The sequence below is a fragment of the Bradyrhizobium acaciae genome, assembly GCF_020889785.1.
Taxonomy (GTDB): Bacteria; Pseudomonadota; Alphaproteobacteria; order Rhizobiales; family Xanthobacteraceae; genus Bradyrhizobium; species Bradyrhizobium acaciae.
This window is the reverse complement of sequence record NZ_JACMYK010000033.1, coordinates 23,746-43,059: the sequence shown is the minus strand read 5'-3', so window position 1 is coordinate 43,059 and position 19,314 is coordinate 23,746. Positions and strand designations below refer to the sequence as shown.

Genomic DNA, 19,314 nt, shown 5'->3' with positions numbered 1-19,314 from the left:
GAAGAGTCTCGGAATCGAACGACGCTATCAACCGGGGGAATACTCGAGATGCTCACGCGCAAACAGTACGAACTTCTGCGTTTCATCAATGAACGTCTGAAAGAGGCCGGCGTGCCGCCCTCCTTCGACGAGATGAAGGATGCGCTCGACCTGCGCTCGAAGTCCGGTATCCACCGCCTGATCACTGCGCTCGAGGAGCGCGGCTTCATCCGCCGCCTGCCCAACCGCGCCCGCGCCATCGAAGTCATCAAGCTGCCCGAGCTCTCGGCCGGCGCCGGCAACGGCCGTCGCGGCTTCACGCCGAGCGTCATCGAAGGCACCCTCGGCAAGCGGACCAGCACGCCGCCGATCGCCGAGGACGACGGCAACCGGCCGGTCGCGGTCCCGGTGATGGGCCGGATCGCCGCCGGTACGCCGATCGAGGCGCTGCAGACCCGCAGCCACACCATCAGCGTGCCGCCCGACATGCTTGGCTCCGGCGAACATTATGCGCTGGAAGTGCGCGGCGACTCGATGGTCGATGCCGGCATCCTCGACGGCGACATGGCGCTGATCCAGCGCAACGACGTCGCCAACACCGGCGACATCGTGGTGGCGCTGATCGACGAGGAGGAAGCCACCCTGAAGCGCTTCCGCCGCCGCGGCGCGTCGATCGCGCTGGAGCCGGCCAACACCGCCTATGAAGTGCGCATCCTGCCGCCGAACCGGGTCCGCATCCAGGGCAAGCTGATCGGCCTTTATCGCAAATACTGAGGGCTGCGAGGAACGAGCGACACATCGGATCGTTCCTTGGAAGATAGCGCGGTATGCGGCCTGCCCGATGCGCTCCGATACCTCTCACGCAGTGTCGCGTGTTTGTGATTGAGGCGAACTCGGGCCAGTCGTACAATCGCCCAGAAACGAGCAGACGCTCGTTCGCTATCGTCCACTCTGGTAGAGGCCCCATGCCTCAAGGAGAGGCACGGGTCGCTACCTCGAAATGAGGAGCCATCCGATGTGTGACTATAGTCTGCACGCCGTGGCATCGCGCCCCGCCATTGTCGGAGAGACGCTGATCACGACGACTTTCCGCGGCACGTCGACCCGCGGCTTTGCTTCGGAGAACGACCCCACCGTCGCGGTCTGCATGCTGCCGGGCACCGAACTCGCTTTCGCCGAGAACGTTCGCTACGACAGCCGCTGGATCTGGACCAAGACGATGAATTTCCGCGTCGGTGTGTTCAACGAAGTCGAACCCGACGTTCCCGATCGTCATCACGACGCGGTCGAATTCCCCGACGGCAGCCATGTGCTGGTGACCCAGTTGGTCGAGGGACAACGCGTTAGCGTGCTGCAACTGCCGGCACTGCATCCAACCATCGAGCAGAAGCCGAAGGTCGTGGAGCGGCGCCCCTCCGCGTTCGCAACGCTGTTTTTGGGTTGAACGCATCGTCGCCGCGGAACGCGCCATTCAGCGGCGGATGACCTAGACGATTTGGAGCGACCCCGGACATCCGGTTCCGGGGCGCCACAGGAGATTTGCGTCGGCGGCCGCCTTGGCGCATCATCGTGCACGGAGGACGTGCGCGGTGGTCGACAAGGTCACTTGGCAAAAAGCTGGACGCGTCACGGAACCGGGCCGCTACATGTTCCGGTTCGGTTGGCTGACGGTGACGGCTGACGACCTGAAGGTCTGGGAGCAGTTTCCCGAGGCTTCCTTTACCCTCGTCAAGAAGCCCGACGCCGGCCCCGAATCCGACGAGTACCATCTCGGCCTGTTCGAACTGCCGGCCGGCCCCTCGCCGGACCACGGCTAATCTTCGCCCTGCAAATCCGTCTCGGCCGGGGTCGCATCGACGGCGGGCCGCGGTGCGCTGGCAGGCGCACGCAGCGTTGTCTCGCTGTCACCGTCGCCGGGAGCCGCAGGCGACCACGGCCGGTCGATCCCGCCGGGCTTGACCGCATCGATGGCGTAGCCGTCACGGGTCCTGCGCAGCACCAGAGCACCGTGGCGTCGCAACCGCTCGGCATCGATCACCGAGGCCGCGCAGCCCCGCGGCGGTGGCGGCCGGGCCGTCACGATCAGTGCCGCACGCTCGCAATCGTCAGCCAGCGCCTCAGCGCGCACGGCCAGCGCGACGAAGCCGCCGTTCGAGCTCTGGGTCACACAGCCGCTCGGATCACAGGAGACGCCCTCACCGAGCGATGCATCGGTCGCGGTCCGCGCATCGGCATCCGCCGCCAGCCATTCCTTCACCAGAAAGGCGTCCTTGGCGCTGTGCATCAGATGCAGCCGCCCGTCGCCGCCCCGCACCGCAACGTTGCGGCCGTCGGCGGAGACCAGCACGTCCGGCTGCGGCACAAGCAGCGCCCATACCGAAGCCACCACCAGCAGCAGCGCGCCCGACCAGCGCAGCGGCGTGCGCAACAGGCCGAGCAGGACGAGGCCCGCACTTGCAACGATCAGAGGCCCGATCCCGAACGCCGCCATCCGGCCGACCGCACCGGGCAGCGCGGCGACCCATTGCGTCACCAGGATCATCCAGTCGATGCCAAAGCCCATGATCGCCCAGAACACGCCGTCGAACCCGAACGGCATGGCGAGGAGCCCGAGCAGGCCGGCCGGCATCACGATCGCGGACACCACCGGCATCGCCGCGAGGTTCGCGAGCAGCCCGTACGGCGTCACGCGGTGGAAATGGAATGCAGCGTAGGGGGTGGTCGCGAGCCCCGCCACCAGCGAGGCCAGCATCAGCATCGTGAGCTCACGCCCGCCCCATAGCGCAACGCGCGCGGTCGCCGAATGATCCGGCGACGCCAGCAGGTTCGGCAGCCCGATCTGCACCAGCGCCACGAGGCCGAGCGTCGCGGCAAACGACATCTGGAAGCTCGGATGCACCAGCGCCTCCGGCGCGATCGCAAGCACGATCAGCGCCGCCACCGCCAAGGTGCGGAAGGTGATCGCGCGGCGATCGACGATCACCGCGATCAGCACCACGGCCGTCATGAAAAACGATCGCTGCGTCGCGACCTCGGCTCCCGACAGCAGCAGATAGAACGCCGCGGCGACCAGTGCGGCGGCCGCGGCCCATTTCTTGATCGGGTGTCCCGCGGTCAGCGCCGGAAACAGCGCGAGCAGCGCGCGGATCGTGAAGAACACGACGCCGGCGACCACGGCCATGTGGTAGCCGGAGATCGACAACACGTGGCCGAGCCCCGAGATGAACATCGCGTCGTTGACCGGCGTCGTGATCGCGTCGCGCCGGCCGGTCAGCAGCGCGGTCGCGATCGCGCGCTGGTCGCCATCGAGCGTGGCGCGGATGCGCGCGTCGATGGCGTCGCGCAGCCACTGCATGAAGGCGGCATAGCGCAGCGCGAGGCCGCCGGCTGCCGGCGGCTCCCTGGTCTTGACCGCGCCCATCACGAAGCCGGAGGCGCCGATGCCCTGGAAATAGAGGTCGCGGCCGAAATCATAGGAGCCCGGACGCTGCGGCCCGAGCGGCGGCATCAGCCGCGCCTTCAATTCAACGAAGCTGCCGACCTCGGGCGCGGTGCCCTTCTTCACCGAGAGCCTGACGCGCTCGAGTTTTGGAACCTCGCGCTGGCTCTCCATCGACACGACGCGCAGCACGAAGCGGTCAGTCTTCTCCCGGATATCGCGCGTCTCTACGAAACCGGTCAGCGCCACCGAGAACACCGGCCGTGCCAGCACGCCATGAGCGATCCGCGCCGTCTTCCATGTCGCCATCGCAAAGCCAGCCGCGATCGCGGCCAGCATCACGACGGCGGGAAACACGCTGCGCCGCCGCACCAACAGCGCCAGCAGGCAGAACACGATTGCGACAGCCGCCGCGACCGATAGCACCGGCTCGTGCTCGGCCGCGAAATAGAACGCAATACCGGTGCCGAACGCCACCGGCACCCACGGCAACAGCCGTCCGGCCCCCGCCTCCGCGCGCGCCCATTTCCGCATGGTCTCGACGAAAGGCCGCCAGATGCTGGCGCGCACCGGGAGATAGCCGCCGACCGGTGCAGCCGCGCGCGGCGGCCACGTCCCCGCGTAGCCGCGTTTGCCGCCCGGCGTCGTGCCCTGCTCCGCCATTCCGCTTGCGATCCCTGCCGGGCGGCAGGCTAGCGGATGCCGCAGTCACCCGACTAGCGGAACGGAACCGAAACACGCAACCGAAGGCTGTGACTTGCGAGGATAGTCGGCGCTCGTCGACGACAGGGGCCGATCAGGACTACCGGCGCGCCTAGATCAGCGGCGTCTGTGACGAGACGTGATGGCAGGCGATCTTCCAGTCGCCGTCCTCACGCGTCATGACCCAGGTGATCTTGACGGCGAGAGAGGGCGCATCGCCGTTGAGGAAGAAGGATGCGATGCCCACCATGTTGACGAGATCGGCATTCACCCGGTCGGTCCTGACCTCGCTGAACTGAACGCGCGGCGCTTGCCAACGCGGCAGGCCGTCAAAGTAGGCTTTGACGCCGTCGCGGCCGCGATAGAGCGTCGGATTCGAGCCGAAGAAGAACGCGCTGTTGGAATAGAGCGCGGCCAGCATGTCCGCATCGAGCTTGCTGAAACCCGCAGACCATCTAGTGATGACGGCGGAGGCGATTTCGTCGGCTTCATCAGGCATCGATCGCCTCCGTCCGTTGTCCGCGCTGGAGCGCCTAAGCCTTGCCGCCGACTTCCTTGGCGAAGGTGTCGCGCAGGCCGATGGTGCGGTTGAACACGAGCTTGTCCGGCGTCGAGTCCGCGTCGCGCACGAAATAGCCCTGCCGCTCGAACTGCATCGCGTCGGGTGAATTGCTCTCGGCGATGGCAGGCTCGACCCGTGCATCGGTCAACACTTCCAGCGAGTGCGGGTTGAGGTCGGCGGCGAAATCGGCGGCGTTCGGGCTCGGGTTGGCGAACAGCTGGTTGTAGATCCGGATCTCCGCCGGCTTCGACTGCGCCGCCGGCAGCCAGTGCATCGTCGCCTTCACCTTGCGGCCGTCGGGTGCGTTGCCGCCCTTGGTTGAGGGATCGTAGGTCGCGCGGAGCTCGACGATCTCGCCGGCGTCGTTCTTGATCACGCCGGTACACTTGATGAAGTAGGCGTAGCGCAGCCGCACCTCATTGCCGGGCGAGAGACGGAAGAACTTCTTCGGCGGGTTCTCCATGAAGTCGTCGCGCTCGATGTAGAGCTCGCGGCCGAATGCGATCTTGCGGGTGCCGGCTTCCGGATTGTCGGGATGGTTGATCGCCTCGATCTCCTCGACCTGTCCTTCCGGATAATTCTCGATCACCACCTTGAGCGGCCGCAGCACCGCCATGCGGCGCAGCGCCGTGCGGTTCAGCTCCTCACGGATGCAGAATTCGAGCATGCCGACATCGACCACGCTGTTGGCCTTGGCGACGCCGATGCGCTTGATGAATTCGCGCACCGCAGCCGGCGGTACGCCGCGCCGCTTCAGGCCGGCGACGGTCGGCATCCGCGGATCGTCCCAGCCCGAGACGTGCCCGTCACGGACGAGTTGGGTCAGCACACGCTTGGACAGCAGCGTGTAGGTCAGATTGAGACGCGCCATTTCGTACTGGCGCGGCTTCGAGGGCACCGGCAGCTTGTCGAGCAGCCACTCATAGAGCGGGCGGTGATCTTCGAACTCCAGCGTACAGATCGAATGGGTGATGCCTTCAATGGCGTCCGACTGGCCGTGCGCGTAGTCGTAGCTCGGATAGATCGACCATTTATCGCCGGTGCGCGGATGGTGGGCGTGCAGGATGCGGTACAGCACGGGATCGCGCAGGTTGATGTTGCCGGACGCCATGTCGATCTTGGCACGCAGCACGCGGGCGCCGTTCGAGAACTCCCCGGCCTTCATGCGGCGGAACAGGTCGAGGTTCTCCTCGACCGAACGGTCGCGGAACGGCGAGTTCTTGCCGGGCTCGGTCAGCGTGCCGCGGGAAGTGCGGATCTCCTCCTGCGACTGGTCGTCGACATAGGCATAACCGGCCTTGATCAGGCCCTCGGCCCAATCATACAGGCGCTCGAAATAATCCGACGCGAAGAAGAGATTGGTTCCCCAATCGTAGCCGAGCCAATGGACGTCGGCCTGGATGGAGTCGATGTACTCCTGCTCCTCCTTGGTCGGATTGGTGTCGTCGAAGCGCAAATTGCACTGGCCGCCGAATTCCTGCGCGATGCCGAAATTCAGGGCGATCGACTTGGCGTGGCCGATATGCAGGTAGCCGTTCGGCTCCGGCGGGAATCGGGTCACGATCCGGTTGTGCTTGTGGGAGGAGAGATCGGCCTGGACGATGTCGCGGATGAAGTCGCGCCCTGCCTCTGCCGTCGTGTCAGTTGTCATCAATGGGTTCCCTGGAGGATTAAGCCCAACCTTCTGCCAAATTCGGGCGGCCCGGCCAAGCCTGGTTTCGAGTGTGCTTTCAAGCCTGGTTTGACGGGCAAAAGGCCAACCGAGGCTTTAGTTATGTCCGGTTCCTGCTATACACCACCGCCCATTCCAGCATACGTCGCACGCGATCATGACCAATTCCGTCGTTACCCGCTTCGCCCCCTCACCGACCGGCTTCCTCCATATCGGAGGCGCCCGTACCGCGCTGTTCAACTGGCTCTATGCCAGGAAGCTCGGCGGCAAGATGCTGCTCCGGATCGAGGACACCGACCGCGAACGCTCGACCAAGGAGGCGATCGACGCCATCCTGGACGGCTTGAAATGGCTCGAGCTCGATTGGGACGGCGACGTCATCTACCAGTTCAGCCGCGCCGCCCGCCACCGCGAGGTCGCCGAGGGCCTGCTCGCCGCCGGCCGGGCCTACTACTGCTACGCCACGCCGGAGGAGCTGGCGGCGATGCGCGAGAAGGCGCGCGCCGAGGGCCGCACCCGCCTCTATGACGGCATGTGGCGCGACCGCGATCCGGCCACCGCTCCGGCCGGCGTCAAGCCGACCATCCGCCTGAAGGCGCCGCAGACCGGCGAGACCGTGATCGAGGATCAGGTGCAGGGCCGCGTGGTCTGGCAGAACGAGAACCTCGACGACCTCGTCCTGCTGCGCGGTGACGGCACCCCGACCTACATGCTCGCAGTCGTGGTCGACGACCACGATATGGGCGTCACGCACATCATCCGTGGCGACGATCACCTGATCAACGCCGCGCGGCAGAAGCAGATCTACGACGCGCTGGAGTGGGAGCTGCCGAGCATGTCCCACATTCCGCTGATCCACGGGCCCGACGGCTGGAAGCTGTCGAAGCGCCATGGCGCGCTCGGCGTCGATGCCTACCGCGCGCTCGGCTATCTGCCGTCGGCGTTGCGCAACTACCTGGTCCGGCTTGGCTGGAGCCATGGCGACCAGGAGATCTTCTCGACCCGGGAGATGATCGACGCGTTCGACCTCTCGGGCATCGGCCGCTCGGCGGCACGGTTCGACTTCGCCAAGCTGGAGAACCTCAACGGTCACTATATCCGGCAGAGCGACGATCAATCCCTCGTGACCCAGTTCGAGAGCGTGCTGGATTATGTTCCTGAGGGTGCCGCGCTGAAGGCCAAGCTCAACGATACCACCCGCGCGCAATTGCTGCGGGCGATGCCGAGCCTGAAGGAGCGTGCCAAGACGCTGATCGAGCTGATCGCGAGCGCTTACTTCATTTTCGCCGATCGGCCGCTTGAGCTCGATCCGAAAGCGGCAGCGCTACTCACGCCGGAAACACGCGCGTTGATCGGGCGCCTGCGCACCGCGTTGGAAGCCGTGAGCGACTGGACGGCGGAGACCACCGAGACCGCCATGCGGAATTTGGCCGAGCAGAACAATCTGAAACTTGGCGCCGTCGCCCAGCCGTTGCGGGTGGCGCTGACGGGACGCACGACGTCGCCGGGCATATTCGACGTGCTGGCCGTCCTGGGACGCCAGGAGTGCCTCGCCCGCCTCGCCGATCAGGCGGCGTGATCCTGCATGGACCCCCTCCAGGGTCCATCTTGCAGCGCACATTGCAATGAGCTACCCAATCCCGGACGCCTTCTCAACAAGCCGTTCCGCCCCGCCATGGGCCGCAATTTAGCGACTGGGCAAGGTCGGTTTTCGCAACGAATTCATCGGGGATATCGCGATGGACGCAAAATCCAGCAAGACAGCCACACTCACCATCGGCAACAAGAACTACGATTTCCCGATCCTGAGCGGCACGGTTGGGCCTGATGTCATCGACATCGCCAAGCTCTACGGCCAGGCCGGGGTGTTCACCTACGACCCCGGTTTCACCTCGACCGGCAGCTGCCAGTCGAAGATCACCTACATCGACGGCGACGCCGGTATCCTCGAATACCGGGGCTACCCGATCGAGCAGCTCGCCGAGCACGGCGACTTCCTCGAGACCTGCTACCTGCTGCTCTACGGGGAGCTTCCGACCCCGGCGCAGAAGAAGGATTTCGACTATCGCGTGATCCATCACACGATGGTGCACGAGCAGATGGCCCGCTTCTTCCAGGGCTTCCGCCGCGACGCGCACCCGATGGCGATCATGGTCGCAGCGGTCGGTGCGCTCGCCGCGTTCTACCACGACTCCACCGACATCAACGATCCGAAGCAGCGCATGATCGCCTCGATGCGGATGATCGCGAAGGTGCCGACGCTGGCGGCGATGGCCTATAAATACACCATCGGCCAGCCCTTCGTGTATCCGAAGAACTCGCTCTCCTTCGCCGAGAACTTCCTGCAGATGTGCTTCGCGGTGCCGTGCGAGGACTACAAGATCAACCCGGTGCTCGCCGACGCGCTCGACAAGATCTTCATCCTGCACGCCGACCACGAGCAGAACGCGTCGACCTCGACGGTGCGTATCGCCGGCTCCTCCGGCGCCAACCCGTTCGCCTGCATCGCGGCCGGCATCGCCTGCCTGTGGGGCCCGGCCCATGGCGGCGCCAATGAGGCGGCGCTCGCGATGCTGTCCTCGATCGGAACGGTCGACAAGATCCCCGAGTTCATCGCCAAGGTGAAGGACAAGAACAGCGAAGTCCGCCTGATGGGCTTCGGTCATCGCGTCTACAAGAACTACGATCCGCGCGCCAAGATCATGCAGAAGATGTGTCACGCGGTGCTGGCCGAGACCGGCCATGGCGATGACCCGATGCTGAAGGTTGCGCTCGAGCTCGAGAAGATCGCACTCAGCGATCCCTATTTCATCGACCGAAAGCTCTACCCGAACGTCGACTTCTATTCAGGCATCACGCTGAAGGCGATGGGCTTCCCGACCTCGATGTTCACCGTACTGTTCGCGGTCGCCCGCACCGTCGGCTGGATCAGCCAGTGGAGCGAGATGATCGAGGATCCGCAGCAGAAGATCGGCCGCCCGCGCCAGCTCTACACCGGCGTAGCGCGCCGCGACTATGTGACGATCGACAAGCGCAAGTAGGCTTCGTCCCTAACGACGATCCGAGACGGCGCCATCAATTCTGATGGCGCCGTTTTCGTTTGCCCCGCGCAACTTCGGTCGCCAGCGCGTCGAGGCGCGGCAGCCACAACGCGCGGAACCGGTCGAGCCAGTCGTCGACCTCGCGCAGCCGTCCCGGCTCCACGGCATAGATGCGACGGGTGCCGTCGGCGCGCACCGACGCGAAACCGGCGTCCCGCAAGATTCGCAGCTGCTGCGAGACCGCCGATTGGGTGATGCCGAATTCGCGCTGCACGACGGCTACGACATCGCCCGAACTGTGCTCGCCGGTCGCCAGCAGTTCCAGAATGCGCCGGCGAACGGGATCGCCGAGAATGTCGAAGGCGTGCACGGCGGCTAGCCTCCGCCGCCCGGCTCGGGCTCACCCAGGTAGAACGCCGTCGTGTTGGCCCCGGCCCTGCGCGCCGCCGCGTCGTCCGTGCCTGATTTGATCGAGGCGCTGCACCAGTCCGCGCTGCTGCGGCGAATGAAATCCCTGCCGTCTTCGGAGCCGGGCCACGCTTCCGCGGCGGCGCGATCGAACTGCCCGCCAGGGCCCGCGGCGACGTAGAGCGCAAGCCCGATCAAAGCGAGGTCCCAGCCGACACCGACCGCGCCGGGTCCGTAACGATCCCAGAAGTCGCCCTCGATCAGCGAGAGATGCTCCAGTTCGAGCCGTGTGCCGCCGGCGCCATCGCCGGCGAGGGTCACCGTAACCCAGCTGACGGTGCCCATCGCTTCCCAGGTTACGGCAAGCCGGCGCGGCGGCTCGCACGTCGTGATTTCGCCACCCGCCTGCCCCTGGAACTGGTAGCGGCCACCAGGCTTCAGATCGCCCGAGATCGGCAGGAACCAGCGCGGAATCCGTTCGGGGTTGGTCAGCGCGTCCCAGAGGTCCGCGATGTCGGTGTCGTAGCTGCGGGTCGCGATCACCACCCGCGCCGGCTTGCCGTCGCGCTCCCGGACGGCGACTTCGCGAATGACGGCTCCGACATAGGCGACAGGATCGATCCTCATGGCAGGCTCCACCTAATATTAGCTGTAGCTAATATTAGTATGGTCTAAATATTCGAGGCAAGCGGAACAGTTGCGGCCGTATGTCGCCGCTGACGCGGTCATGATCGATGGCTAGGTCGAATGCCGGCCCATTTCCGCCAGCACGATTTCGGCGGCGCGGACGCTCGGCGGCTGGTCGCCGGTCGACATCTTTCCGTCCATCGTGGCGAAAGCCACGAGCTGCCGCAATCGCTCGGGCGAGTCCGCGAGCACATCGGCGAGCGCCGGCACGAGCTTGTCCGGCGTGCAGTCCTCCTGCAGGAATTCGGGGATGATGTCGCTGCCGATCACGAGATTGGCGAGGATCACGGACGACACGCGAATGGCACGGCGCAGGATGAATGCCTCGGCAGCGCCGACGCGATAGGCCGTCACCATCGGAATGCCCGACAGCGCGAGCTCCAGCGTCACCGTACCTGACTTTGCGAGCGCGGCGCGTGCCACGCGGAAGGCTGCGCGCTTCTCCGTCTCGCCGATCGCAAGGCGCGGCACCACCGGCCACGATGCGACGCCTTCGCGCACCATCGCCTCGAGATGCGGCATGGTCGGCAGCACGAGCTCGAACGGCGTTTGCTTGCTGAGCTGGCCGAGCGCCGCACCGAACAGCGCCAGATGATGCCTGATCTCGCTGCGCCGGCTTCCCGGCAGAACCAGCAGGACCGGCGGCTGAGCATCGCGCCGCCTCTGCTCCTCCTCGTTCGGCCGGAGCGAAGCGAACTGCTCGGTCAAGGGATGGCCGACATAACTGCACGGCGGTCCCTGCAGCTTGCGATATTCCTCAGGCTCGAACGGCAGCAGCGCGAGCACGTGATCGACATAGCGTCGCATCGCGCGCGCCCTGCCCGGCCGCCAGGCCCAGACCGATGGCGACACGTAGTCGACGATCGGGATGTTCGGGTTGCGGGCGCGAACGCGGCGCGCGACGCGATGCGTGAAGTCAGGGCTGTCGATGATGACGAGCATATCGGGCGCGTCGGCGAGCACGGCATCGGCCGTGCGGCGGATCAATCGCAGGATCTTCGGCAATTGCTTGACGACGGCGGCAAAGCCCATGATCGAGAGGTCTTCGATCGGAAACAGCGGCTCGATGCCCTCGGCGGTCATCGCCCGGCCACCAACACCGGAAAATTGCACGGCATCGCCGAGCCGCTGGCGCAGCACCTTCATCAGCGCTGCACCGAGGCGGTCGCCGGATTCCTCGGTTGCGATGAGGAAGATCTTGCGGACGGTGCTGGGACTGTGCGCCTGCATCAGCCGGCCAGCCCGATGACGAACAGCCCTTTTGCGTCAGCAGCTTCGATCAGGGCCTGCGGCTCGGCAGCCAGTGTGTTGCCGGCGATCACCGCGATCCCCGCGATACCCGCCGCCGCCGCGCCCTCGACCGTCCGCGGGCCGATGGTCGGCAGATCGAAGCGCAGATCCTGCTTGCTCTTCGGCGCCTTCACCAGCACGCCGCGGCCGGCCTTGGCACGAATGCGGCCCTCGGCGCGCAGCCGCGCCACGCGCGCCAGCAATCCGTCGGTGCCCTCGATATCCTCGACCGCAACCACGTGGCCGTCGATCACGACAGCTGCCTGGCCGATGTCGAACGGGCCGAGCGCGTCGAGCACGCCGCGTCCGCGCGCGATGTCGGCGAGCGCGGTGCTATCCGGCGTCGTGCGCGTCACGGCGCCCTCCGGCATCAGGAGATCGGGCGCGACATCCTTGATGCCGACCATGCGAAATCCCTGCTGCTCGAGGATGCGCCCGACGCTCGACAGCAGATGATCGTCGCCGCCGCGAAACGCGCGCACGACGTGACCGAGCAGGCGCAGCGTGCCCCAGTCGAGCCGGATCTCCGACAGCGCCGGGCGAACCAATGTGCCGATGAAGATCAGGTCCCGGCAACCCTCGTCGCGGAACAGCCGGGTCGCCCGCCCGAGCTGGCCGACCGAGATCCAGCGGTGACGAAAACGTTGTGCGCGCGCCGGATCGCAGGCGCCGCGCAGCGCGAACAGCACCGGCGTGATGCCGCGCGCGGCGAGCTGATCGGCAACCGCGAACGGCATGGCGCCGCCGCCGGCGATCACGCCGACCGGCGAGGAAAGCGAGGGAGCCGCTGACGTCATGCTGGCGGCCATCCCCTGCTCAGTTGGTATCGGCGGGAAGACAGAGCGGCCGCAGCTTGCCGCCCTCGATGAAGGTGAGGATTTCCGCGATCGCCGGATCCTCGCCCGCCAGCGGCTGCACCGAGGCCAGCCGCTCGGCGAAGATGCCGGGGCCGTGGAACAGCCTCTGATAGAACGCACGCACCACAGCCAGCCGCGCCTTGGTGAACTGGCGCCGCCGCATGCCGATGATGTTGAGTCCTTCGAGCACCGCGTACTGACCGTTGGCCAAACCGAACGGGATGATGTCGCCGCGCACGCCGCAGACGCCGCCGATCATCACCTGCGAACCGACGCGGGTGAACTGGTGCACCGCCGACAGGCCGCCGATATAGACGAAGTCGCCGATCTCGCAGTGGCCGCCAAGCGTCGCCGACGTCGCGAAGATCACGCCGTTGCCGACCATGCAGTCATGGCCGACATGGCTGTTGTTCATGAAGAAGCCGCGATCGCCGACGCGGGTAAGCCCGCCGCCCTTGATCGTGCCGACGTTCATCGTCACGCCTTCGCGGATCGTGCAGGCCTCGCCGACTTCGAGACGGGTCGGCTCGCCGCGATAGCTCAGATCCTGCGGCGGTCCCCCGAGCGCGGCAAATGGCGAGATGACGCAGCCGGCGCCGATCTTCGTATGCCCGCTGATCGTGACATGCGCGATCAGCTTGCAGTTCTCGCCGAGCACGACATTGGGGCCGATGATGCAGTACGGACCGATCTCGGTGCCGGCCCCGATCACGGCGCCATCCGCAATCCGCGCAGTGGGGTCGATCATGCTCATGAAGTTTCGATCCGGAATTCGTTAACGGTGCCAAGGTGCTATCAAGACGCGATGCTGTCGATTTGGGCGGTCGTTAGCGCGACTTTGCCCGCCCTGTCCAGTGACGTATCATGACGGCCTGTTGCAAACGAGAAGGTCGCAACCGACAGATGGTCCGGGCCGCCGCGCTGATCCTCAGCCTGTTATCTCTGCCGATCGGTCCGGAGACGGCCGATCTCGGCGACAGCACGACCGTCGATCTGTCGACATTCGAATGCCGCGACGTCAATCGCAGCACGATCGTCCAGCGGGTCTGCTACAGCCCAGGCGAGCGCATGCTGCTGGTCGCGGTGCGAGGCAGCTACCAGCACTATTGCAACGTCCCCACTGAGACCCACGATGCGCTGATGAACGCATCCTCGATGGGCGTCTACCTCAATCGCGTCCTGCGGATCGCAGCCGCGGACGGCCGATATGCCTGCACGACGTCGTGACCTGAGTAGCGCGCTTTAATCCGTCAGCATCGCACCGACATCGGCCTCGGCGACGACCTGGCCGTTGACCTTGGCATCGCCGTGAAACCACCACATCGTCTTGCGGCGACCGAGCGAGCGCATGTGGTATTCGATGGTGTCGCCGGGCATCACCGGCTTCCTGAATTTGCACTTGTCGATGGTGAGGAAATACACCGCGCGCGGCTTTTCGGTGCCTTCGACCGACTTGATGCCGATCACACCGGCGGTCTGCGCCATCGCCTCGATCATCATCACGCCCGGGTACACCGGACGATCCGGGAAATGCCCCTGGAACGGCGGCTCGTTGAACGTGACGTTCTTGATGCCGATGCCGCTGTAGTCGGTGCGGATCTTGATCACGCGGTCGATCAGCAACATCGGAAAGCGATGCGGGAGCGTCTTCAGGATATCGTTGATATCCACGAGCTCGAATTTGACCGGTGCCTCCTCCATCACTCCTGTTCCTTGCCTTTGGTTTCGTTGTCGCGCACCAGGCGCTCCACCGCGATAATTTCCCTGAACCACTGCTTGGTCGGCTTGGCGAAATGCCCGCCCCAGCGACCGTTGGCCGGAATGTCGTCCTTGACCGCGCTCATCGCCGTCACCTGGGCGCCGTCGCCGATCTTGAGGTGGTTGTTGATGCCCACCTTGGCGCCAAGCGCAACATTGTCGCCGATCGTCAGGCTGCCGGCGAGGCCGATCTGGGCCGCGAGCAGGCAGTGCCGGCCGATGGTCACATTGTGGCCGATCTGGACCTGGTTGTCGATTTTGGTGCCCTCGCCGATCACGGTGTCGCGCAAGGAACCGCGGTCGATGGTCGAGGCGGCGCCGACCTCGACATTGTTCTGGATCACCACGCGGCCGGTCTGCGGCACCTTCACGTGGCCCTTCGGCCCGAAGAAGATGAAGCCGTAGCCGTCCTGGCCGATATTGCAGGCCGGGTGGATCAGCACGTTGTTGCCGATCAGGGCGAACTGGATGGTGGTCTTGGCGCCGACATTGCAGTCGCGGCCGATCTTGACGTCGGCGCCGATCACAGCACCTGCGCCGATGATGGTGCCGGCACCGATCTCGACCCGCGGGCCGATCACGACCAGGGGATCGACGACGACGCCGTCCTCGAGACGCGCGGTGGGATCGATGATCGCCGACGGCGCGATGCCCTCGGTCCCGAACCAGGATTGCGGCCGCAGCGCGTCGGCATGCCATTCGCGGGCGAGTTCGACGAACACCTGGAACGGCTTGGCGGCCCGCAGCACGGCCGTGCCCTTCGGTACCTGCGCCTCGAAGCGCGGGCTGACCAGACAGGCGCCGGCCTTGGTCGCAGCGAGCTGGTCGGCATATTTGAGATTGTCGAAAAAGGCGAGATGCATCGGACCGGCCTCGTCGAGCGAGGCCAGCCCCCTGATCTCAAGCGCGCCCCTCGCGGGGTCGACCAGTTGCGCCTTCGTCAACGTGGCTATTTCTGCCAGCGATGACGAAGGAGGACTCTTGAAGAAGTTCGGCTGCGCCATTCCATCCGTCGCAGTCCGGTCGGGCAGCGGTGTTAGAAGGTCGTACCGCCACCAAACCGGAATTCTTGCACGCGGTCATACGCACCCTTGGTCAGCGGCACGGCGTAGTCGAAGCGCAGCGGACCAAACGGCGACTGCCAGATCAGACCGACACCGACCGAGGTACGGACAACCTTGCTGTCGTCATAGCTCAGACCAAGGCAGGTGCCCGGAGACGGCGGGTTGTTCGTCGGCTTGATGCAGCCGGGCTGGTTGACTTCGCCCGTCGCCGCCCACGAGGTCGGGCCCTTGTAGTCGTACAGGCCGCCGGCGTCGGCATAGACCGCGCCCTTGAGTCCGACTTCCTTCGGCAGGAACCAGAACGGCATCTGCAGTTCCGCCGACACGCCCCAGTACTTGGTGCCGCCGACGGCGTCCATGGTGCCGTACGGGTTGATGTCACGCGGACCGATGCCGTTCGGCGCGAAGCCGCGGACCAGGTTCGGGCCCATCTGGAAGTGATCGAGCATGCGCAGATCCTGGCTCCCGAGCTTGTTCAGGATGCCGCCCTGGGCGTGGATCACGCCGACGATGTCGGAGACCAGCGGAGTGTAGTACTTCGCGTCGATCGCGGACTTGATGTAGCTGACGTCGCCGCCGACGCCGGCGAAGTCCTGCTTGAAGTCGACGATCAGACCGTCGGTCGGGTTCTTGTTGTTGTCGAGGGTGTTGTAGTTGAGCGTGTAGCCCAGCGCCGACGTCAGCGTCTTGCCACCCGCCAGTTCCTTGCGGACCGGCAGCGAGGCCTCGCCGTCGAAGAAGCAGCCGAGACCATTGGTCGACACCAGGCTGATCCCGTTCAGGTTCGCATAGGCCGGGCTCGGATTGAACGCCGGATTGGGCGTCACACCGTCAGCGAGGAACGGCACGTTGTTACAGTTGTTGAGCGCCGACGGCAGGGTGATTTCCTGCTGATAGATCGAGTAGCGCAACTGCAGCGACAGGTCTTCCCGCAGACTGAAGCCGAGCCGCGGGCTGAAGCCCAGCGTCTTGGTGCCGTAGGCGATGTAGCTGTTGGACAGCTGCTGGCGCTGATAGAAGTCGAGGCCGAGCGCGACGCGGTAGTCGAGCAGATAGGGCTCGACGAACGACAGCGAGTAGCCGCGGGCATACTGGCCGTAGGTCACCGACGCCTTCGCGAACAGGCCGCGGCCGAGCAGGTTGCGTTCCGAGACGCTGACTTCAGCCAGCGCGCCGTCGGTGGTCGAATAACCGCCCGACACCGAGAAGTCACCGGTCGACTTCTCCTCGAGATCGACGATCAGGATGACGCGATCGCTGGAGGAGCCCGGCTCCGTGGTGATCTTCACCGTCTTGAAAAAGTCGAGGTTCTTCAGCCGGCGCTCGGCACGATCGACCAGCGCACGATTGTAGGCGTCGCCTTCAGAGATATCGAATTCGCGACGGATCACGTAGTCGCGGGTGCGGCTGTTGCCGCGGATGTTGATGCGCTCGATATAGGTGCGCGGGCCCTCGTCGATCGCGAAGGTGATCGACACCGTGTGATTGTCGAAATTGCGATCGCCGCGCGGGCGGACCACCGCGAACGCGTAGCCGCGGCGGGACGCTTCGATCTGCATTTCCTCGACCGACTTCTCCAGCGCCTCGGCGTTGTAGAGCGAGCCGACATTGACGCGCGAATAGGTGCGCAGCGCGTTCGGATCGAGCGTATTGATCGACGAGGTGAAGTTGACGGATGCAACGCGATACTGCTGGCCCTCTTCGATCTTGAAGGTAACCAGGAAGCCCTTCTTGTCGGGATCGTATTCGGTCAGCGCGGCCACGACCTGGACGTCGGCATAGCCGTTCTTGAGGTAGAAGCGGCGCAGCAGGTCACGGTCGGCCTCGACCCGGTCGGGGTCGTAGACGTCGTTGCCGCCGAGGAAGCTCAGGAGATTCGATTCGCGGGTCTTGATGACGTCGCGCAGACGGGACGCCGAATAGGCATTGTTGCCCACGAACTCGATCGACCGCACGCCGGTCTTCACGCCTTCATTGACCTCGAAGATCAGGTCGACGCGGTTGTTCGGCTGCTCGATGATCTGCGGATTGACCCGCACATCGTAACGGCCCGAGCGACGGTAGATTTCGGCGATGCGCAGGGCATCCGACTGAACCATCGGGCGCGAAAAGGTGCCGCGCGGCTTGGACTGGACTTCGGCGGTGAGCTGCTCGTCCTTGACCTTCTTGTTGCCCTCGAATGCAACGCGACCGATCACGGGATTCTCGACCACGACCACGACGAGGCGCCCGCCCCGCTGATCGATGTGGACGTCCTGAAACAGCCCGGTCTCGATCAGCGCCTTCAGACCGTCGTCGATCTGCGCCTGACCCAGCCGGCCGCCCGGTCCGGGATGGAAATAGGAGCGGATGGTTTCGACTTCGACGCGGCGGTTCCCCTCCACCGTGATCGAATCGACCGTCTGCGCATACGCAGGCGCAGACACAGCTACGGCCGCCAAGGTGGCCGCCACTGGCGCGGCGAACATGACCAAGGCGGCAAACAAGCCCCCCCTCACTCGCATTCCAAACATCATGCGCAACGCGCCCTTATCTTAGCAATGCCGGACCGTTCCCCAACGACCCGACAGATTCCCAACCTGCCGCTCAGCTTGTAGCCAACTTTGCCGAGGGGGCAAACTTCCTACAGCTGAACATTTCCATTTTCGTTCCAAGACGTTGCCCATCGGCAACGCCACAAAAAAGCCCGTTTCAGGACCCGGCGATCCTGAGGATGTCGTTGTATGTCGCAAATACCATCAGCATCAAAACCAAACCCAATCCGATTCGGAAACCCACCTCTTGCGTCCGCTCCGACAGCGGACGGCCACGAACCGCCTCGGCGCTGTAGAACAGAAGGTGTCCGCCATCCAAAAGCGGGATCGGAAACAGGTTCAGCAGCCCGATCGAGACCGACAGGATGGCGCAAAGGTTGACCACGAATTGGAAACCGGCGCTCGCCGCCTGCCCCGACAGCTTCGCGATTCCGATGACACCGCTCACCTCTCCCGGATTGCCGGTCCCAACGAACAGCGAACCCAGGAACTTGAAGGTGCTGGCAATGATGTACCAGACCTGCTCGACGCCGATCTTCAGGGCTTCAAAGACGCCGACCGGAGCGCTGGAGGCTTCGCCAACCTGAGCCTTGTGCTCGATTCCGAGCACACCGATTCGGTGCGCATTGCCGAAGGGGTCCTTGACCTCCTTGAGCGCCGGCGTCGCCTTGAGCGCGACGACCGCGCCATCCCGCTTCACTTTGAAGCCAAGCTCTGAACCGGCGTTCGAAGCTACGATCCGCTGCATGTCGGCGAAGCTCTGGATCGCGCTGCCGTCGATATCCACGACGACGTCGCCGACCTTGAAGCCTGCATTCGCGGCGACGCTTTCGGCCACCAGGCCGTCGACCCGGGCGATCGTGCTCGGCTTGCCGTAATACAGCGCCATGCCCGCGAAGATCAGGGCGCCGAGAATGAAATTCGCGACCGGGCCGGCCGCAACGATGGCAGTGCGTCTTCCGACCGACTTGTGATGGAAGCTGCCTTCGCGCTCCTCCGCCGTCATCGCGGCGAGCGATTCGGTCGACGGCGTCGATGCCTCGCTGTCGTCGCCGAAGAATTTGACGTAGCCGCCGAGCGGTATCGCCGAGATCTTCCAGCGCGTGCCGTGCCGGTCATTGAAGCCGGCAAGCTCCGGCCCGAAGCCCAGCGAGAACGTCAGCACCTTCACGCCAGCCCAGCGCGCGACCAGAAAGTGGCCGAGCTCGTGAAAGAAGACGACGATGGTCAGGACGAAGAGAAAGGGAATGATATAGCCGAGGAGCCCATGGCTCAACGCATTGATACTATGAAGAAAATACTCGGGCATCTGACTCCCCTC

The 19,314-nt window shown here is 65.1% G+C and carries 18 protein-coding genes; 6 read left to right on the top strand and 12 right to left on the bottom strand.

The annotated features are described in order from the left end of the window. The first annotated feature begins 48 nt into the window (after positions 1–48). The 3 genes from lexA to H8A92_RS15850 all read left to right on the top strand — a co-directional run bounded on the left by lexA (position 49) and on the right by H8A92_RS15850 (position 1,796). Positions 49–753, top strand: a complete 705-nt coding sequence (lexA, locus tag H8A92_RS15860) for a transcriptional repressor LexA (protein WP_163152134.1) — start codon at positions 49–51, stop codon at positions 751–753. A 241-nt stretch (positions 754–994) separates the two neighbouring features. Then, on the top strand, positions 995–1,423 hold the full coding sequence (locus tag H8A92_RS15855; RefSeq protein WP_229196649.1) for a hypothetical protein: 429 nt from the start codon (positions 995–997) through the stop codon (positions 1,421–1,423). A 145-nt stretch (positions 1,424–1,568) separates the two neighbouring features. Then, positions 1,569–1,796, top strand: a complete 228-nt coding sequence (locus H8A92_RS15850; protein WP_229196648.1) for a hypothetical protein — start codon at positions 1,569–1,571, stop codon at positions 1,794–1,796. Here H8A92_RS15850 and H8A92_RS15845 read toward each other — a convergent pair. From H8A92_RS15845 to H8A92_RS15835, 3 genes are all read right to left on the bottom strand, one after another. After that, entirely contained in the window at positions 1,793–4,081 is a 2,289-nt protein-coding gene (locus H8A92_RS15845; RefSeq protein WP_229196647.1) for a ComEC/Rec2 family competence protein, read from the bottom strand. The two genes, H8A92_RS15850 and H8A92_RS15845, sit on opposite strands and share 4 nt — an antisense overlap. Positions 4,082–4,232: 151 nt before the next feature. Continuing rightward, complete coding sequence (locus H8A92_RS15840) at positions 4,233–4,619, bottom strand: YybH family protein (RefSeq protein WP_229196646.1); 387 nt, start codon at positions 4,617–4,619, stop codon at positions 4,233–4,235. 34 nt (positions 4,620–4,653) lie between these two features. Next, entirely contained in the window at positions 4,654–6,333 is a 1,680-nt protein-coding gene (locus tag H8A92_RS15835; RefSeq protein ID WP_229196645.1) for a glutamine--tRNA ligase/YqeY domain fusion protein, read from the bottom strand. Positions 6,334–6,511: 178 nt separating this feature from the next. On the opposite strand from H8A92_RS15835, the gene gltX reads away from it, so the two are divergent. Together gltX and gltA are read left to right on the top strand one after the other, a co-directional pair. After that, the gene (gene gltX, locus H8A92_RS15830) at positions 6,512–7,933 is read left to right on the top strand and encodes a glutamate--tRNA ligase (RefSeq protein WP_229196644.1); all 1,422 of its coding nucleotides are present in this window, start codon (positions 6,512–6,514) and stop codon (positions 7,931–7,933) included. A gap of 160 nt (positions 7,934–8,093) precedes the next feature. Further along, on the top strand, positions 8,094–9,395 hold the full coding sequence (gene gltA / locus H8A92_RS15825) for a citrate synthase (RefSeq protein ID WP_163152086.1): 1,302 nt from the start codon (positions 8,094–8,096) through the stop codon (positions 9,393–9,395). A 34-nt stretch (positions 9,396–9,429) separates the two neighbouring features. On the opposite strand, the gene H8A92_RS15820 is transcribed toward gltA, so the two are convergent. The 5 genes from H8A92_RS15820 to lpxA form a co-directional block, all read right to left on the bottom strand. After that, entirely contained in the window at positions 9,430–9,765 is a 336-nt protein-coding gene (locus tag H8A92_RS15820; RefSeq protein WP_229196643.1) for an ArsR/SmtB family transcription factor, read from the bottom strand. Between the two features lie 5 nt (positions 9,766–9,770). Then, a complete protein-coding gene (locus H8A92_RS15815; protein WP_229196642.1) occupies positions 9,771–10,430 on the bottom strand; it encodes an SRPBCC family protein in 660 nt (219 codons plus the stop codon). A gap of 111 nt (positions 10,431–10,541) precedes the next feature. Further along, on the bottom strand, positions 10,542–11,720 hold the full coding sequence (lpxB, locus tag H8A92_RS15810; protein ID WP_229196641.1) for a lipid-A-disaccharide synthase: 1,179 nt from the start codon (positions 11,718–11,720) through the stop codon (positions 10,542–10,544). Beyond that, positions 11,720–12,577 carry an LpxI family protein gene (locus H8A92_RS15805; RefSeq protein ID WP_229196668.1) on the bottom strand — a complete coding sequence of 286 codons (858 nt, stop codon included), beginning with the start codon at positions 12,575–12,577 and terminating at the stop codon, positions 11,720–11,722. Before H8A92_RS15805 ends, lpxB begins: the two co-directional genes overlap by 1 nt. A 19-nt stretch (positions 12,578–12,596) precedes the next feature. After that, positions 12,597–13,391, bottom strand: a complete 795-nt coding sequence (lpxA, locus tag H8A92_RS15800) for an acyl-ACP--UDP-N-acetylglucosamine O-acyltransferase (protein ID WP_229196640.1) — start codon at positions 13,389–13,391, stop codon at positions 12,597–12,599. A gap of 149 nt (positions 13,392–13,540) precedes the next feature. Between lpxA and H8A92_RS15795 the strand changes: the two genes are divergently transcribed. Beyond that, a complete protein-coding gene (locus tag H8A92_RS15795; RefSeq protein ID WP_229196639.1) occupies positions 13,541–13,864 on the top strand; it encodes a KTSC domain-containing protein in 324 nt (107 codons plus the stop codon). Between the two features lie 15 nt (positions 13,865–13,879). Here H8A92_RS15795 and fabZ read toward each other — a convergent pair whose 3' ends face one another. From fabZ to rseP, 4 genes are all read right to left on the bottom strand, one after another. Next, entirely contained in the window at positions 13,880–14,338 is a 459-nt protein-coding gene (fabZ, locus tag H8A92_RS15790; protein WP_016841580.1) for a 3-hydroxyacyl-ACP dehydratase FabZ, read from the bottom strand. After that, positions 14,338–15,399 carry a UDP-3-O-(3-hydroxymyristoyl)glucosamine N-acyltransferase gene (gene lpxD / locus H8A92_RS15785; RefSeq protein WP_229196638.1) on the bottom strand — a complete coding sequence of 354 codons (1,062 nt, stop codon included), beginning with the start codon at positions 15,397–15,399 and terminating at the stop codon, positions 14,338–14,340. The genes fabZ and lpxD overlap by 1 nt, the downstream gene beginning before the upstream one ends. Positions 15,400–15,431: 32 nt before the next feature. Beyond that, positions 15,432–17,975 carry an outer membrane protein assembly factor BamA gene (gene bamA / locus H8A92_RS15780; RefSeq protein WP_229196637.1) on the bottom strand — a complete coding sequence of 848 codons (2,544 nt, stop codon included), beginning with the start codon at positions 17,973–17,975 and terminating at the stop codon, positions 15,432–15,434. A 175-nt stretch (positions 17,976–18,150) separates the two neighbouring features. Beyond that, positions 18,151–19,302 (bottom strand): RIP metalloprotease RseP, encoded by a 1,152-nt coding sequence (gene rseP / locus H8A92_RS15775; RefSeq protein WP_229196636.1) that lies wholly within the window; start codon positions 19,300–19,302, stop codon positions 18,151–18,153. Positions 19,303–19,314 lie beyond the last annotated feature (12 nt).